This window comes from Paracoccus sp. S1E-3 (assembly GCF_013868135.1).
Lineage (GTDB): Bacteria > Pseudomonadota > Alphaproteobacteria > Rhodobacterales > Rhodobacteraceae > Paracoccus.
The window spans coordinates 689271-705007 of the sequence record NZ_JACEMU010000004.1 but is presented as its reverse complement, the minus strand read 5'-3'; the positions used below and the strand labels follow the sequence as shown (position 1 = coordinate 705007).

The following is a 15737-nucleotide window of genomic DNA, read 5'->3' as shown; positions in this document are numbered from 1 at the left end:
CCCCGCGATAAAAGTTTGAGGCTTCCGTTGACGTTTGCAACCTGCACCCCGGGCAGGCTGCACCGGTTGAGCGGTTTCTCGCCTTTCCCGGCTGACGCTGGCTAGCGCTCGTCATCGGCCTCGTAATTATGCACGAAGTCTTTCGGCATTTCCGGGCCCCACAGATAGAGCGAATCCTCGGGCGGGTAGTCGCCCGCCTCCCAGTCGTGGTCGGCGGGGATATAGTCGATATCGGCGGAATATTCCGAATAGCTGCCCCAAGGGTCGCGGACATAGTGGAAATAGTTCGAGCCCAGCACATGTCGGCCCATGCCCCAGCCCCGGCTGAATCCCTTCTCGGCCATCTGCATGGCGCCCTTGCCGACCTCGTTGATGCCACCCATGTCCCAGCTGCAATGATGCAGGCCCGGCGCCGACGATCTGGCAAAGGCGACGAGATGGTGATCCGAGCCGTGGATGCCGTGCATGAAGCAGATGCCGTCGCCGGACCGGTCCGACAGGCGCAGCCCCAATGTCCGGCTGTAGAAGTCTATCGCCCCCTGCACGTCGGGCGTGAACAGCAGGATATGGGCCAGCCGCGTCGGTCGCACCGTATCGGCCTTGGACCGCTGCGGCGCGCCCGCCACCCCGCCGGGGCAGGAACCCAGAAAGAACGGCGTCTTTTCGCTGGGCGTGGTCTTTTCTGCGATCTTCACCTCGACCAGCACGCCGAAAGGGTCGAAGAACCAGAAGCCGTTGGAATCGATCCCGCGCGGCGGGTCCATCAGGCGGACACCCTGCCCCTCGATCCGCCGGCGCATCGGTTCGAAATCCTCTTCGAACACGCCGAAGGACAGGTGGTTCAGCTTTTTCTGACCCGCTTCGGAAATGGTCATCCAGCGATGATCCAAGCCGAAGGTGTAAAGCGCCAGTTTCTCGCCTTCCTCGCGCACGTCCAGACCGAAGGCCCGATAGAAATTGTCGGCCACGGTCAGATCGGGCACCGTCATGGTGAAGGTGTCCATGGAGTGAATACCCAGTTCGCCCGGCCGTTTCGTCGGCGCGAGTTTTCCGATGATTGCGGTCATCTCCTGCTCCTCTCAGGCTGCGGCCAGACGACGGGCTTTCAGCACCGCGCCGTAATCGGCCAGAATATCAAGGGTTTCGGCGGCCGCCGCGATCTGGGTCGGGTTGCCATGAAAGCGGCCTTCCTCGTCGCGTTGCTGGGCGTAGAGCGGGCAGACGACGCCCTGCACCAGCGGCACCGCCTTCAGCGCCACGGCGACACGGCGCAGATCCTCGACCGCGCGGGCAGCGCCGGAAATGCCGCCATAGGCCACCGCGCAGACCGGCTTGCCCGCCCATTCGACGGACAGGTAGTCCAATGCGTTCTTCAGCGCCCCCGGAATGGCGTAATTATATTCCGTGGTGACAAAGACATAGGCATCGCCGCGGCTGATGATCTCGCTGAAGCGCTTCGTATGCTCGTGGGTGTACTGCTGCAGGCGGGGATGGTTGGGTTCGTCCATCAGCGGCAGGTTCAGCTCGGCCAGATCGACGCGCTCGACCTTGAAGCGGCCGTCCTTGCGGGCGATCTCCTCGAACCATTCGGCGACCGACAAGCCGCCGCGGCCCTGCCGCACGCTGCCGATGATGATCTGCAAGGTCAGCATGATCCGCCCCTTTACCGGATATTGGCGGTCAGCCCGCCATCGACGACCAGTTTCGTGCCGGTGATGTAGCCCGCCCGGTCGGAAGCGAGGAAGGCGACCGCATCGCCGATCTCCTCGACCCGGCCCCAGCGGCGGGCGAGGATGCCCTTGCTGCCGCAGAATTCCGCCAGCCAATCGTCCTTGGCCCGCTCGCCCGCCATGCCACCGGCCCAGCCCTCGCGCCATTCGGTGCCGACGATGCCGGGGACGACAGTGTTCACGGTGATGCCGCGATCCGCCAGATCTGCGGCCAGATAGCCGGTGGCATGGATCACGGCGGCATTGTTCATGCCGTAGTTCAGCGCGGGCATCCATGTCATCAGCCCCGAGGCGCCGGTGATGTTGATGATGCGGCCGCTGCCATCGCTGGCGATCATGCCTTCGAATTCGCGGATCACCCGCAGGATGCCGGTCACCTTGATCTCGATATCGGCCTGCCAGTCCTCATCGGCCCAGGTGACGGTGCGGTCCTGACGGCGGATGGCGGTGCCGACGCTGGTGGCGAGGATGTTGATCTCGGGGCTGCTCGCTCGCACCTCGGCCGCTGCCGCGCGGACCGAATCCGGGTCGCTGACATTGGCCGCGACCGGAATTGCGCGGATGCCGAATTCAGCTGCGATTGCATCGGCGGTGGCGCGCAGCGCATCGCCGTTGCGCGCCAGCAGGAACAGGTTGCAGCCCTCGGCCGCCAATGCCCGCGCGATTCCCTTGCCGATGCCCTTGCTGGCGCCGACGACGACAGCGGTGCGGTCCTTCAATCCAAGATCCATGTGGCCCTCCCTTGCCCGAAATCGGCCTCTGTCAGAACTCGCGTCCGATCAGGCGGTCGAGTGAATATTTCCCGCCGCCACGCGCGGCGATCAGCGCGAAGGCGCCGAACCAGACCGCGCCCAGCTGATAGCCATCGCCGCGCGGGATCAGGACGGCAAACAGCATCACCGTGACCAGAACGAACAGCATCACCGCCGCGGGCGCGAGGCCCAGATTCCGCATATGCTCGATGTCGCGGGCGACATCGCCCGACAGCACTTTGCCCATCCCGAACTGCATCATCATCGCGGCGGCGAGGACGCGCAGGACGGTATAGGCAAGCGGCTCCAGAGCTTCGTAAAGCCCGCGCAATTGCGGGAAGATCAGTTTCGGCATCGCAGGGCTCCTTCTTCCGGGCGACGAGGTCACGTCGCCTTGGTGGTGTCTTCGTCCCTCGGTTCTGTGGCGGGCAGGGGGGTCGGCTGATACGCGATCAGCCGCCATGCGCCACCTTCCTCGGCCCAAACGGCGAGGAAGGCATTGTCGATATGACGGTTTGCACCGGCGACCACGACATCGGCGGTCATGCGACCGCCCAGTGTCACGGCACCGGGCAGGCTTTCCATCCAATCGATCACATGGTCGATGCGGCGATAGACGAAATGGCCGGCCGCGACCTTGGCCAGATAGCTGTCCAGCGTATCGCGATCCCCCAGCGAATGGCTGTAATGCAACCGCGCCGACATCAGCTCGCGCAGCGCGTCCACGTCGCCCGCCCGCATCGCGGCATAGCGGCGATCCTCCAGCGCGGCGATATCAGGCGCGCTCATGACAGGATCGCGCAGGCGTTGAAGTGGTTCAGCCAGGCATGCGACGGCAATTGTCCCCAGCGGTTGACCACCTTGTAGTTCGACAGGTTCTCGCCCGGCTCGACGATGCGCGGCTGGAAATGCGGATCGGCGATGATCTCCATCTCGGCGGTGGTTTCGACAAGGAACCCCGCGGCATCGACGTAATAGGCGAAGATATTGTCGCCCGCGCCATGCCGCCCCGGCCCCCAGACCAGCGTGCGATCCTGCGCGTCCAGCACATCGCCCAACCGTTTGAAATCGGCGAAATCGGCGAATTCCCAGCTGTAGTGATGCAGGCCCCCGCCCTCGGGCGATTTCGCGATGCCGACGGTATGGTGCCGCCCATCGCCCGCCCGCATCCAGGCGAGTTCCCAGCCTTGGGTCCGTTCGCTGAGTTTCAGCCCCAACACCTGCATCATCGCCTGCGCCGATGTGGCGGGATCGCGGGCGGTCAGGTTCACATGGTCCAGATAGCGCGGATGGATGCCCGGCCCCGCATAGCGCGGCGCACGGTCGCGCGGCATCGGCGTATGCGCCTCGATCACATGGCCTTCCGGGAAGGCGATGCTGACGGCGCGCTCGATGACCGGCAGCGACGGGGTGTCGCTGATGATCGTCAACCCGGCGTCCTGCGCACGGCGCGCAACCTCATCGACGTTTTCGGGATGAAGCGTCTCCAGTCCGATGCAGCGTAGCGAGGAATGATCGGCGCGATGCAGGATCAGCTCGGCATGGCGTGCATTCGATGACAGCAACGCGCGGTCGGGCGCCTGCGCGACCAGTGCGGCTCCGGCGATCTGGCGGGCGTCCTCCACCGCGCCCTCCAGGTCGCTGACATTCAGGGCGATATAGCCCAGACGATGTATCAGCGGTTCCATATTTGCCTCCTCCGACAATTGGCCTTGTCAGGCCGCTTCGTCCTCCACCGGGTTGCGCAGGATGCCGATGCCCTCGATTTCGACTTCCACGACATCGCCGGGCTTCATGTAAAGCTTCGGATTGCGCGCCATGCCGATCCCGGCCGGGGTGCCGGTGACGATGACATCGCCGGGTTCCAGCGTGATCGCCTCGGAAATGATCGAGATCAGATCGGCGACGGTATAGATCATGTCGTCGGTATTGGCGTCCTGCACCACCTGACCGTTCAGCCGCGTCTGGATCCGCAGACCCTTGGCGCCTTCGGGCAATTCATCGGCCGAGACGACATGCGGGCCAAAGGCGCCGGTGCCGTCGAAATTCTTGCCGACCGTCCATTGCGGCGATTTGAACTGATAGTCGCGCAGCGAGCCGTCGTTGAAGATCGAATAGCCGGCGACGTAATCCAGCGCCTGATCCTTGGGGATATGGCGGCCGCGCTTGCCGATGATGGCGACCATTTCGCCTTCATAATCCAGATCCTGCGAGATTTGCGGCCGGATGATCGGCGCGCCATCGGCGATCAGGCTGGTGGAAAAGCGCGGGAACAGCGTCGGATAGTCGGGCTGTTCATACGGGGATTCGCTGGTGTGGTCGGCATAGTTCAGGCCGACGCAGATGATCTTGCCGGGCCGGGCGAGGGGCGGCGCGGCGTTGATGTTGCCTTCATCCAGGGCCGGGGCCGCCGCCACCTTGTCGGCATGTGCGCCCGCCAACACTTCGATCAGATCAACGGCGCCAAGATCGGCCCAGTCGGTGTCGCGCTTGACGGCAACACCCGTTGCACCATTCCGCTCGTAAGCTGTCACTCGCATCGTCGCTCCTCCGCGTGTTCGAGTCGTCCTTTAACGAGTCAAACATAGAAGAGGGTTAATCGACGATCAATAAGATTTTCGAAAATTAATCTTCTAATCCGCTTTTCTGCAGATCTTCGTCGGCCTGAATGATCTCGACCGTGCGGGCAAGATGCTGGCGGATCAGACGGTTGGCTGCTTCCGCATCGCGGGCGACGACCGCGTCGGACAGGGCGCAATGTTCCGCCAGATGGTCACGACCCGAGGAGACGTAGTGATGTGAGAGGCGCCGATAGCGGTCCGCGTGATCCGTCAGTTGCTGCCGGTAGAGCAGCAGCCGGGGCGAATCGCAGGCGGCGACAAGGCTGTCGTGGAACGTCCGGTGGCGAAGTTCCCATTCCGGGTCGATGTGGCCTTCGGCGGTCAGGCTCTGCCGCTTTCCAAGCGCGTGAATGGCGGCGACGATCGCCGATTCCCATTGGTCGTCGCCCCGTTCGATGGATCGCAGAATCGCCAGCGATTCGATTTCCTGGCGCATGAGCAGCAGATCGTTCAGATCCGAGCGCGAGATCGGCGCCACATGAAAACCACGGTTCTGTTCAAGGATCACCAGCTTTTCGGCCGCCAGCCGGGTCAGGGCCTCGCGCAGCGGCGACAGACCGACGCCGTAGCTTTCCTTCAGCTCGTCAAAGCGCAGCCGCGCACCGGGGCGCAACTCGCCATCCACGATATCCCGGCGCAGACGGTCGTAGACCGATCCCATCAAGGTCTTGCTTGCACTGTCGGCGGTTGCGCCCTGCGCCATGGTCATGATGCGGCTCCCCTGATTTCGCGCCCTGCGCTGTTGCCCTATCACATGCGTCGATAATTTTACAATTTTCGATAATAGAGGCGATCGCTTGGCCCGATCGTCCGATAAGGCGCCTCGATGATTTCCATGTCAATCGACATTTCTATTGATTTTCGAAAATTATAGAAATATACGATTTACATTGCATGTGACGGCGTGGAGGAGACCCAAGCATGGCAACGCAGATAAATACCGATGTGCTGATCGTGGGTGCCGGGCCGGCGGGTCTGGCCAGTTCGGCCTTGTTGTCGATGTATGGCATCGAGAATCTTGTCATCAACAAATATGGCTGGCTGGCGAACACGCCGCGCGCCCATATCACCAATCAGGGCACCATGCAGGTGCTGCGCGATCTCGGCGTCGAAGATCGCGCCATGGCACTGGCCAGCAAGCAGAAGCTGATGGCCAACAACGTTTTCTGTCACAGCCTCGCGGGCGAGGAATTCGGCCGGGTGCTGTCCTGGGGCAACCATCCCGCGCGCCGCGCCGATTACGAACTGGCCAGCCCGACCGAGATCTGCGACATCCCACAGACCTATCTGGAACCGCTGCTGCTGGAGGCTGCCGCCTCGAAAGGCGGCAAGATCCGGTTCAACACCGAATACCTGTCGCTTGATCAGGATCAGGATGGCGTCACCGCCCATGTCCGCGACCGCCTCTCGGGCGAGGAATTCACCATCCGCAGCAAATACATGATCGGGGCCGATGGCGCGCGCAGTCTGGTGGCAGAACAGCTTGGCCTGCCGATGACCGGCGAGATGGGCCTGTCGGGCAGCATGAACATCCTGTTCGACGCCGACCTGTCGAAATATGTCGCCCACCGACCCAGCGTGCTTTACTGGATCCTGCAACCGGGTGCGCGCACCGGCGGAATCGGGGCAGGGGTCGTGCGAATGGTGCGGCCGTGGAACGAATGGCTGGTGATCTGGGGCTATGACATCAGCCAGGGCGAGATGACGCTGACCGAGGATGAGGCGGTGAAGATCGTTCATCAGCTGATCGGCGACGACACGATCCCGGTGAAGATTCGTTCGACCTCGACCTGGACCGTCAACAACATGTGGGCGACCGAGTTTTCCAAAGGTCGCGTGTTCTGCATGGGCGATGCCGTTCACCGCCACCCGCCGCTGAACGGGCTTGGCTCGAATACCAGCATTCAGGACGCGTATAATCTGGCGTGGAAACTGGCGCTGGTGCTGAAAGGGCAGGCGGATGCGGCGCTGCTGGACAGCTATTCCGCCGAGCGGGTGCCGGTGGCGGAAACCATCGTCACGCGGGCCAACAATTCGATCAAGGACTATCCGCCGATCTTCGACGCGCTCGGCATGACCGCCAGCGACGATCCGGCGCGGGTCGGCGCGCTGATGGCCGCGCGCAAGGGCAGCGACGATGCCGCCAAGGCGCAGCGCCGGGCGCTGAACGATGCGATCCGCCGCAAGAATTACGAATTCAACACCCACGGGGTCGAGTTGGGCACGCGTTACGCCTCGGCTGCGGTGGTGCCCGATGGCACGCCCGAGCCGGAATATACCCGCGATGCGGAACTCTATTATCACCCGACCACATGGCCGGGGGCGCGGTTGCCGCATGTCTGGCTGGATCACGGCGGCAAGCGCATTTCCAGCATCGATCTGGGCGGCAAGGGGCGGTTCGTCCTGCTGACCGGGCCGGGTGGTGAAGGCTGGCGCAATGCGGCGGCGGCGCTGGCGGATCGCTTGGGGATCGCGCTGCCGGTGATCTCCATCGGTCCCGATGGCAGCGATGCGCATGATATCTATGCCGACTGGTATTACCAATGCGGGATCCAGGATGATGGCGCAATTCTGGTCAGGCCCGACAACTATGTGGCCTGGCGCAGCGACCGTCTGGCCGCCGATCCGCAGATCGCGCTTGCTGCGGCGCTGATGCAGGTGCTGGCCCGGCGCGACGAAGCCCGGTCAGTCTCTGCCGCCTGAACGGGCTCCCGACGCCCCGTGACCGTCCAAGCCGTTTGGGAGGCGGCCGCCCGGCCCCGCGCTAACCGCCTGGCTGGTCTGAATACAAGGCGGACGGCAGCCTGCTGCCCGCTGACATCAAGCCTTATCCATTCTGTTCCGCAGGTCCGGGCATTCCCCGCCTGCGGTCGGCCGACCATTGACCGGTGGCGCCGAGAGGAACGTCCAAGGAGGAGGACATCATGAAGACCACAATCATAGCATCCATCGCGCTGGCGGCGCTGAGCATGAGTGCCGCCGCCGAGGAGATTCCGCTGACCATCGCATCCAGCCACGCCATCCAGATTCCCTGGGTCGCACCCCTGCAGGAGGTGATCGTGGCCGAAGCCAACAAGCGGCTGGAGGCCATGGGGTCGGAAAACCGGATCGACTGGACCGAATCCTATGGCGGCGCGCTCTACAGTTTCAGCGACACGCTGGAGGCGGTGGGCGACGGCATCACCGATGCGGGCTGGATCGGCTCGCTGTGGGAAGAAAGCAAGATGCCCTACAGCAACCTGACCTATTTCACCCCCTTCACCACCGACGATGCCGGGCTGCAGATGCAGATCTTCAGCCAACTCTACAGTGAGATTCCGGCGCTGAAAGAGGAATGGGAAGGCAACAATGTCGTCTTTCTGGGGGCGACGGGGGCCGATACCTATCACCTTTACACCAAGTTTCCCGTCGACTCGATCGACGATCTGAAGGGCCGCAAGATCATCGCGCCGGGCCCGACCGCGCCGTGGATGGCGGCGGTCGGCGCGGTGCCGGTGAATGGCGCGCTGCCGACTTATTACAACCAGATCGAAACCGGGGTCGCCGATGGCGTCATCTCGATCGTGACCGGGGCGAACCCGCTGAAGATTCAGGAAGTCGCGCCCTATGTCACCCTGATCGGCGCGGGCGCGAATTTCGTTGGCGGATTCGCGGTCAACAAGGATGTCTGGGACGGTCTGCCGCAGGATGTGCAGCAGGTCCTGACCGAGCTTGGCCCCGAATACAGCGCCCGCAACGCGGCATTGCTGCAAGAGCGTTATGACGCGACCCTGGCGGCGCTGGAGGCCGATCCCAAGGTGACGCTGACCACGCTGCCGGCCGAGGAGCGGCAGAAATGGGTCGCGGCGCTGCCCGATCTGGCCGGGCAATGGGCCGAAAACCTGCCCGAGGGCAAGGCGATGCTGGACGCCTATATGGCCGCGATCCGCGCGGCAGGCGTGACGCCGGTGCGCGATTGGAAGGTCGAATGACCGCGACCAATTGGCCGCGCGCCGCCGGGCCCGCGCCGCAGGAGGAACCGATGCTGCAATCCGACGATCCCGCCACCGCCCCGAAAGGCGCGCTGCTGCGCGGGTTCGACCATGTCGCGGGGGCGCTGTCGGCGCTTGGGACGGTGTGGATCTTTGTCCTGATGCTGCTGATCTGTGCCGATGTGGCGGGGCTGGCCCTGTTCTCGCGGCCGATCTATGGCGTTGTCGAACTGGTCGAGCAGACCATCGTGCCGGTGGTGTTCCTGCAACTGGCGCACGCGCTTGGCCACGGCAGGCTGACCCGCGCCGATTTCCTGTTCGCGCCGCTGGCCAAGGCCGACCCTGCGGCGGCAGCGGTTCTGAATCTGGTCTTTCTGCTGACCGGCGCGGGGCTTTTCGCCGCCCTGAGTCAGGTTCTGTGGGGCGAGTTCGCCTCGGCCCTGCGGCAGGGCGATTACATCGGCTCGACCGGGGTGTTCACCATGCCGACATGGCCGTTCAAGCTGCTGACCGCCATCGGCTCGGCCGCGATGACGGTGCAGTTCCTGCTGGAGGCGCTGGAGATCGCCCGGACGCTTCCCGACCGGCTGGCCCGGCGCGGGCGCTGGCTGGTGCCGGTTCTGGCCGCTCTGGCGCTCTGCGGCCTTGCGGTCGTGCTGCTTGTCATCGGCGATGTCAGCCGGATCTGGCTGGGTCTGTGCGCGGTTCTTGCCCTGCTGATCCTGCTGATGGCGGGCATGCATGTCGCTGTGGTGCTGGCGGTGGTCGGCACCGCCGCCATCTGGCTGATCCGGGACAATCCGAACGTGGCGCTGAACGCGCTGAAAACCTCGGCCACCGGAACCATCAACAAGTTCGATTTCGGGGTGGTGCCGCTGTTCGTGCTGATGGGGCTGTTCACCGATATTTCCGACATCGGCCGGGACGCCTACCGCGTCGCGGCGTGGTGGACGCGCAAGCTGCTGGGGGGCCTCGGCATCGCCACGGTCGCGGCCAATGCGGTGTTTGCGGCGGTGACCGGCATTTCCATCGCCTCATCGGCGATCTTTTCGCGGGTCGCGGTGCCGCAGATGATCGCGCATGGCTATACGGCGAAATTCGCCACCGGCACGGTTGCCGGATCGTCGGTGCTGGGCATGCTGATCCCGCCCAGCCTGTTGCTGATCATCTATGGCTTCGTCACCGAAACCTCGGTCGGCAAGCTGTTTCTGGCGGCGATGATCCCCGGCGTGCTGATGGCGGTGATCTTCTGCGCGACCATTCTGCTGCTGGCGAAGTTCCGCCCCGATTTCGTCGGCCGCCCCGCGGGCAATGACGATCTGGAGCCGGAAACGCTGCTCAGCTCGGCGCGGCGGCTGCTGCCCATCGCCGTGCTGGTGACGATCGTGCTGGGCGGCATCTATCTGGGCTGGTTCACGCCGACGCAGGCGGGCGCGGTCGGGGCCTTCGCCACCATGATCGTGACCATCCTGCGCCGTCGCCTGACCCGCGCCGCGCTGTGGAACGTGCTGCGCGAAACCGGGCAGATCAGCGTGTCGGTCCTGTCGCTGGTCATCGGCGCCAGCGTCCTGACCAAGGCCCTGGTCATGTCCACGCTGCCCGCCGCGATGGTGCAATATGCCGCTGGTTCCGGCTTTGGCTTCTGGGGGGTGATGCTGCTGTTCCTGCTGGTGGTGATCGTGATGGGGATGTTTCTCGATTCCACCTCGATCATCGTCATCACCGTGCCGATGATCCTGCCGCTGGTGGTGAGCTTGGGCACGCCGATCATCGGCCCCGACGTGCTGATCTGGTTCGGCCTGATCACCGTGATCGCGGTCGAGATGGGGCTGCTGACACCCCCCTTCGGGATCAGCGTCTTCGTGGTGAAAAGCACGGTCGGCGATCTGTGCAGCCTGCAGGAGGTGTTTGCCGGCGTCATGCCCTATGTGCTGGCGATGGCGGTGCTGATCGCGATCTGCATGGCTTTCCCAGTCGTCGTGACCGGCATTCTTTAGCTGTCTGGGGCGTGATCGAAAGAGCGAACAGCGCAGCGGCGTCGAATTCGCGGGTGTCCATCTGACCACTGCTGCGGCACCTGCTTGGCGGGCAATGTCTCACACGGCGCAGGCAGTCCGCATCCGGCTTCTGTTGGAAGGGAGAGGCACGAAATACAACAGCAGCAAGGCCATGTTGAGCGTCAGGCAGGCGCCGACCGGGTTGGGGTCGAAATCAATACTGTTGCGCGGGATTTCCACGAAATGCGGGCGAAGGGGTTTATCGTCGTTCGAGAGGGTGCAGAATTGGGCGTTGGAGGCATCGGCACGTGGTGCACGATCGGAGATGCGCTCGAATCGACAGTATTATCGACAGTGTTACTGACCCACCTGACATCAGCTGTACTGCCCCTGTCCGTCGTGACGACGCGCGTTGGACGACATCTTGGCCCGGGCCCGATCCAAAGCCTGCTGCCACGGCGCGAAGTACTCGGCGAAGCTGGCCGCCGTCCCGAAGGTATGACCAAACATACAATCACTTCTCCCGGCTGGGGGAGGCCATTCGCCCAGTTCGACTGCTTGCCACACATACCCCCGCCCGCTCCCCGGCAAATCTTCGATACCCCCTGCCTCCGCAGGGCTCTTTGCGATGATGGCGTCGACGAGTTCCCGCGCTCTGTCGCACAGGTCCGTCGGACGATAGCCCATGTCGCGGGCCATGGCATCCCAGTGCCAGCCATGGCTTCGGACTTGCGGCGCTTGCCCGCCAGGTCCTGGGCAAAATATTGGTTCACATGATCCCAGTGGTTGCGCACGGGAGAAGTTAACGTCTTCATCCATTTGAACCGTCTGACGGGGAAGCACGAGCCGTTCGCATCCTTCAAGAACGTCTTCAACGGGGTGCGAGAGCGCACGGGCTTGCATGACCCGTGACTTCATGAACTTCGCCACACCTTCGGGTCCTGGTGGGCGCAGGCCAACGGCAACCTCATGGTGCTGAAAGAGATTATGGCACAGAGCACAATGAGGTTGCCCCCTTGGGCTTCAAGACGGTCAGGGAGCTTGCGGTCCGGGGCTGCCACGTCACCACCATTGCCGCCGCCCTCGGTATGCGCCGCAACGGATGGATGGCCAGCCGGAGGTCGAGCACGACAAGCTGGTGGCCATGCTGCATAAGCAGGCAGCGGCGGCCCAGTATGTGCCGGCGATGTTCCTGTAGAAGGCGCGCCATGGATACCGCGAGGGCGAGGCCGTTGGCGTGAGCCTGTCGGTGAACACCGGCGGCGTTCTCGTCGCCGCATCGCCAGAGCGTCGAGGACTTCCTGCGCGACAGCTCCGCCGATGCCCGCCCAATCCGTGACCCGGGCCTGATCGAGGGGCGCATCGACCCGGCAACCCGACGCGGCGACTGACTGTGATCGGGGCGCGCCTTGACGCGTACGGCAACGCGGCGACCCCGCTGCGCCGGATGAGCATTGCGATGACCCACCGAGAGCTTTCGCTGGCTGGCCAACAGCGCCGAGTCCCACAATCGTCAACTCGGTAAGCCAAGGCAGCATCGACTACATCATCTCGGCGGCCGGCGGATGGAATTACTTCGGGCTCAGCGTTAGCAACGGGCAGGCGGCGGGTCTGATGACGATCAGCAAGCCCGCAGTCTATGCGCCGTGACGGCAGAAATCCCCCCTTGGCGGTTCGGATATATCAGCCTCGGCTTCGCCCAAGAGAGCTAGACACGCGTTTCCCAGGCCTGCACTGCCCACAGCAACTGAGCTGGATCAACCGGATGTCCCCTGAACCTTCGTCAGCGGCTCGGGGACGGGAGCGGCCAGATATCGGTCGCGACCGGCCATGAAATCGCCCTGCATCTGCAGATCAAGCCGTTCGGTATCGCGGCGGCGGATGTCCGCCCACCTTTCCGACACAGCCAGTTCGGAACAGCCAAGGGCGCGTAGACCCTGCGCCCCGATGCCAACGCCGATTCCACGGTTTCCCGGATCTGGTAATCCACGTCGGCATGGATCAGTTCGATCGCATGGCCGCGATCATGGGCGCGAACCAGAACCTTGGCCTGCGGAAATTCATGGATCAGAAGGCTGGCGATCTGGGTCGCGACCTTGGGATCGTCAACACAAACCATGATCACCTCGGCCTCCTCGGCACTGGAATGGCGCAGGACGTCGAGCCTTGCACAGTCGCCGAAATAGAACCTGGCCCCCCATTTCTCGGCCTCGCGGATGCGGTCGGGATCGCTGTCGAGTATCGATACCAGCACTCCGGCAGCAAAATGCACCAGCATCGGGCCAGGCCCCAGCCGTCTGAACAGCCGCACCGCAACCACTGCCGCCGCCATAACCGGCGCCGCGGGCCCGATCACCGGACCAAGTCCCTCTGTCGCCATGTCGTCCCCCTTCTCATGTTCAACTTGAAGGGTAGTGGCTGTTTGAAGGGTAGTCGCTGTTTGGCGGCCAAGACAAGCCGGGGCGACTGCCGCCAAATGGGCAGAGGGCGGACGATGGCCTGCCCTCTGCCGACTTCGCTGTGTTCGATAGCGCGGTCTCGACCGTCACGCCGCGCTGCGCAGAAACTCGGCCAACGCGCTCATTCCTCGCGCCGGATCTGGTGGCCGCCGTCGTGATAGGAGGTGGCGAGCAACGCACCCTGCGCACGGGTCCAGTCCGCCAGCCGCTCGGTCAGCGGCCAGGGGCAGATCGGATCATTGCGCCCGGCGGTGATCAGCACCTGCCGACCCTTCAGGTCGGGCGCGGGGGCAGGTTGCCACGGGATCAGCGGGTGCAGCAGGCCCAGCCGGTCGAACAGATCGGGACGGGCGATCATCACCGAGGCGAGGATATTCGCCCCGTTGGAATAGCCGAAGCCGCGGAGGGGGCGGCCCGGATGCTGCGCCCTGAAGCCCTCGACATAGCTGGCCAGCTTGTCGGTCGCCCGCGCCAGATCGGCCATGTCATAGACGCGCTCGCCGGTGCGGCGAAAGAAGCGCGCCGCACCCATTTCCGTCACCGCGCGGCGAGACGACGCCACGGCATCGAATAGTCGCGAGGCGACAGTGACGAAGCCTCAGGAACCTGCCCGGCTTGAGCCGGGTAGGCTATCGACGCCGCGCATTGCAGGATAGAGCAGCCAACGTCCGTTTCGTAGGGACGTAGGCAGAAGGGTGCAAAACGGACTTGCAGCGTTGCAGCATCGCAGTGGCGGTAATCTGGGTGAGCGGGAGTTCGTCGCGGGTGCGTATCCTTGGCGCAAGCGGCCAGCCGTAGCATTCGCCTACCGCTTACACGCGGCTACAGGCGCGCCGGGCAACTCCAGCCCCATCCCCTTTTGGTTCCCCAAGCTCTCTCACGGGCCTTCCGGGGGTGAGGTGGAGACATGCGAATGGGATGGGTGCTCAGTGGCTCGCTACGCGGCGCTTGGCCGAACGTCGCTTTGCTTGCTTCGGCAGTATTGTCCGGTCAGAATTGCTGCGCAACGCGCAAACGGTCGGTCTGTAGAATGCCGCAGGGCGGCGCGGCGCACTCTAAAATGGCGGCAAAGCGCCGAGAGGTTACGTTGTGGTGCTTCATCTTGGCGCGTAGCGCCAAGATAGGGCTGTGGCCAGCTAAAGAATAGGTAGGTCAGGCGGGGTCAGTTGCAACGCTTACGTTGGAGCGGATGCGGGCAGCGGGTGCGACACCGATCACGGCGATCCAATTCGGGCCTGAACTGATGCGGAACTGGGCGCGCGAAAACTCGGATAGGTTCCGCAAAGTGCTGCAATGGTATTTCCCCAAACGCTTTGCGCTGATGAAAGAGGGCAGGATCGGCTGATCGCAGCAGGCGATCGGGCAAGCAGCGTGGTCAACGCCCCTCGGTCCTGACCCGGTCGATATCTGAGACCGCATTGCCGAGCAGCGTCAGCGAGGCGGCGCGGGCCAGATCCGGCTTGCCCTCGACGATGGCGCTGCACAGGTCGGCATGCTCGGCGATGGCCCGCGCCCGGTGCGAACCCTGCGCGGCGATGCTGAACATCTGCCGCAGGCTGACCGCCAGCATCTCGCCGATCGGCCAGAAGAACTCGTTGCGGGTGGCCAGATAGACGGTGCGGTGAAAGGCCAGATCGGCCTCGACCCAGGCGGCATCATCGTCGCCCGCATCGACCATGGCCTGAAAATCCGCCGCCAGCTGTGCCCGGTTCTCGGGCAGGGCGTGGCGGGCGGCGAGTGCGGCCGCCTCAGGTTCGGTGGCGCGGCGCAGGGCGAACATCTTTTCCAGATAGGTCGAGGTATCCGTGGTCTCGATCCGCCAGCGCAGCAGGTCGGGGTCGAGATGGTTCCAGTAAACTTCATCGCGCACCAGCGTCCCGCGCTTGGGGCGCGATTCCAGCAGGCCCTTGGCGATCAGCCCGCGCAGCGCCTCGCGCAGGGCGGTGCGGCTGATCCCCAACTCCTCGCAGAGCTGCATCTCGGGTGGCAGCACGGTTCCTGCCGGATAGTCGCCACGCAGGATCGCCATGCCCAGCACATCGGCCACCCGCATGTGCAGCTTCAGCGACAAGGCTTCCTTGGTCATGGCGACTCCTTCCGGGTTTTGGCCGATAAGTCGGACAATTCATCACCTCACCGCCGGGGTATCCGCAATGCGCGCCCCTTTCAACCAGCTTTCATGCGGCTTGACGCGTTTTTAAGTAATA

At 64.0% G+C, this 15737-nt stretch carries 15 protein-coding genes; 3 read left to right on the top strand and 12 right to left on the bottom strand.

Annotation, left to right across the window (positions count from 1 at the left end):
* Positions 1 to 101 precede the first annotated feature (101 nt).
* The 8 genes from H1S04_RS03430 to H1S04_RS03395 form a co-directional block, all read right to left on the bottom strand.
* A complete protein-coding gene (locus H1S04_RS03430; RefSeq protein ID WP_181744139.1) occupies positions 102 to 1067 on the bottom strand; it encodes a VOC family protein in 966 nt (321 codons plus the stop codon).
* A 12-nt stretch (positions 1068 to 1079) separates the two neighbouring features.
* Complete coding sequence (locus H1S04_RS03425; RefSeq protein WP_181744138.1) at positions 1080 to 1652, bottom strand: NADPH-dependent FMN reductase; 573 nt, start codon at positions 1650 to 1652, stop codon at positions 1080 to 1082.
* An 11-nt stretch (positions 1653 to 1663) separates the two neighbouring features.
* Entirely contained in the window at positions 1664 to 2461 is a 798-nt protein-coding gene (locus H1S04_RS03420; RefSeq protein WP_181744137.1) for an SDR family NAD(P)-dependent oxidoreductase, read from the bottom strand.
* Positions 2462 to 2492: 31 nt separating this feature from the next.
* The gene (locus H1S04_RS03415; protein ID WP_181744136.1) at positions 2493 to 2837 is read right to left on the bottom strand and encodes a DoxX family protein; all 345 of its coding nucleotides are present in this window, start codon (positions 2835 to 2837) and stop codon (positions 2493 to 2495) included.
* 29 nt (positions 2838 to 2866) lie between these two features.
* Positions 2867 to 3271: a nuclear transport factor 2 family protein gene (locus H1S04_RS03410; RefSeq protein WP_181744135.1), complete on the bottom strand. Its 405-nt coding sequence runs from the start codon at positions 3269 to 3271 to the stop codon at positions 2867 to 2869.
* Positions 3268 to 4170 carry a VOC family protein gene (locus tag H1S04_RS03405; RefSeq protein WP_181744134.1) on the bottom strand — a complete coding sequence of 301 codons (903 nt, stop codon included), beginning with the start codon at positions 4168 to 4170 and terminating at the stop codon, positions 3268 to 3270. Before H1S04_RS03405 ends, H1S04_RS03410 begins: the two co-directional genes overlap by 4 nt.
* A gap of 27 nt (positions 4171 to 4197) precedes the next feature.
* Positions 4198 to 5022 (bottom strand): fumarylacetoacetate hydrolase family protein, encoded by an 825-nt coding sequence (locus H1S04_RS03400; protein WP_181744133.1) that lies wholly within the window; start codon positions 5020 to 5022, stop codon positions 4198 to 4200.
* A gap of 85 nt (positions 5023 to 5107) precedes the next feature.
* The gene (locus H1S04_RS03395) at positions 5108 to 5812 is read right to left on the bottom strand and encodes a GntR family transcriptional regulator (RefSeq protein WP_220185079.1); all 705 of its coding nucleotides are present in this window, start codon (positions 5810 to 5812) and stop codon (positions 5108 to 5110) included.
* Positions 5813 to 6024: 212 nt separating this feature from the next.
* Here H1S04_RS03395 and H1S04_RS03390 point away from each other — a divergent pair, with 212 nt between their 5' ends.
* The 3 genes from H1S04_RS03390 (at position 6025) to H1S04_RS03380 (ending at position 11071) form a co-directional block, all read left to right on the top strand.
* Positions 6025 to 7806 (top strand): FAD-dependent monooxygenase, encoded by a 1782-nt coding sequence (locus tag H1S04_RS03390; protein ID WP_181744131.1) that lies wholly within the window; start codon positions 6025 to 6027, stop codon positions 7804 to 7806.
* Between the two features lie 221 nt (positions 7807 to 8027).
* Positions 8028 to 9074, top strand: coding sequence for a C4-dicarboxylate TRAP transporter substrate-binding protein (locus H1S04_RS03385; protein WP_181744130.1), 1047 nt, complete (start codon positions 8028 to 8030; stop codon positions 9072 to 9074).
* Positions 9071 to 11071, top strand: a complete 2001-nt coding sequence (locus tag H1S04_RS03380) for a TRAP transporter large permease subunit (RefSeq protein ID WP_220185078.1) — start codon at positions 9071 to 9073, stop codon at positions 11069 to 11071. Before H1S04_RS03385 ends, H1S04_RS03380 begins: the two co-directional genes overlap by 4 nt.
* A 99-nt stretch (positions 11072 to 11170) precedes the next feature.
* Here the strand turns inward: H1S04_RS03380 and H1S04_RS18480 are convergent, their stop codons facing one another.
* From H1S04_RS18480 to H1S04_RS03365, 4 genes are all read right to left on the bottom strand, one after another.
* Entirely contained in the window at positions 11171 to 11311 is a 141-nt protein-coding gene (locus H1S04_RS18480; protein WP_220185077.1) for a hypothetical protein, read from the bottom strand.
* Between the two features lie 1543 nt (positions 11312 to 12854).
* Complete coding sequence (locus H1S04_RS03375) at positions 12855 to 13451, bottom strand: NAD-binding protein (RefSeq protein WP_220185076.1); 597 nt, start codon at positions 13449 to 13451, stop codon at positions 12855 to 12857.
* A gap of 200 nt (positions 13452 to 13651) precedes the next feature.
* A complete protein-coding gene (locus tag H1S04_RS03370) occupies positions 13652 to 14092 on the bottom strand; it encodes an alpha/beta hydrolase (protein ID WP_181744129.1) in 441 nt (146 codons plus the stop codon).
* Between the two features lie 813 nt (positions 14093 to 14905).
* On the bottom strand, positions 14906 to 15616 hold the full coding sequence (locus H1S04_RS03365; RefSeq protein WP_181744128.1) for a FadR/GntR family transcriptional regulator: 711 nt from the start codon (positions 15614 to 15616) through the stop codon (positions 14906 to 14908).
* Between the last annotated feature and the right edge of the window lie 121 nt (positions 15617 to 15737).

What these genes read in the sequence shown, in the direction of transcription:
- H1S04_RS03430 (WP_181744139.1), bottom strand. Translation starts at nt 1,067, where the DNA reads ATGACCGCAATCATCGGAAAACTCGCGCCGACGAAACGGCCGGGCGAA.
- H1S04_RS03425 (WP_181744138.1), bottom strand. Translation starts at nt 1,652, where the DNA reads ATGCTGACCTTGCAGATCATCATCGGCAGCGTGCGGCAGGGCCGCGGC.
- H1S04_RS03420 (WP_181744137.1), bottom strand. Translation starts at nt 2,461, where the DNA reads ATGGATCTTGGATTGAAGGACCGCACCGCTGTCGTCGTCGGCGCCAGC.
- H1S04_RS03415 (WP_181744136.1), bottom strand. Translation starts at nt 2,837, where the DNA reads ATGCCGAAACTGATCTTCCCGCAATTGCGCGGGCTTTACGAAGCTCTG.
- H1S04_RS03410 (WP_181744135.1), bottom strand. Translation starts at nt 3,271, where the DNA reads ATGAGCGCGCCTGATATCGCCGCGCTGGAGGATCGCCGCTATGCCGCG.
- H1S04_RS03405 (WP_181744134.1), bottom strand. Translation starts at nt 4,170, where the DNA reads ATGGAACCGCTGATACATCGTCTGGGCTATATCGCCCTGAATGTCAGC.
- H1S04_RS03400 (WP_181744133.1), bottom strand. Translation starts at nt 5,022, where the DNA reads ATGCGAGTGACAGCTTACGAGCGGAATGGTGCAACGGGTGTTGCCGTC.
- H1S04_RS03395 (WP_220185079.1), bottom strand. Translation starts at nt 5,812, where the DNA reads ATGACCATGGCGCAGGGCGCAACCGCCGACAGTGCAAGCAAGACCTTG.
- H1S04_RS03390 (WP_181744131.1), top strand. Translation starts at nt 6,025, where the DNA reads ATGGCAACGCAGATAAATACCGATGTGCTGATCGTGGGTGCCGGGCCG.
- H1S04_RS03385 (WP_181744130.1), top strand. Translation starts at nt 8,028, where the DNA reads ATGAAGACCACAATCATAGCATCCATCGCGCTGGCGGCGCTGAGCATG.
- H1S04_RS03380 (WP_220185078.1), top strand. Translation starts at nt 9,071, where the DNA reads ATGACCGCGACCAATTGGCCGCGCGCCGCCGGGCCCGCGCCGCAGGAG.
- H1S04_RS03375 (WP_220185076.1), bottom strand. Translation starts at nt 13,451, where the DNA reads ATGGCGACAGAGGGACTTGGTCCGGTGATCGGGCCCGCGGCGCCGGTT.
- H1S04_RS03365 (WP_181744128.1), bottom strand. Translation starts at nt 15,616, where the DNA reads ATGACCAAGGAAGCCTTGTCGCTGAAGCTGCACATGCGGGTGGCCGAT.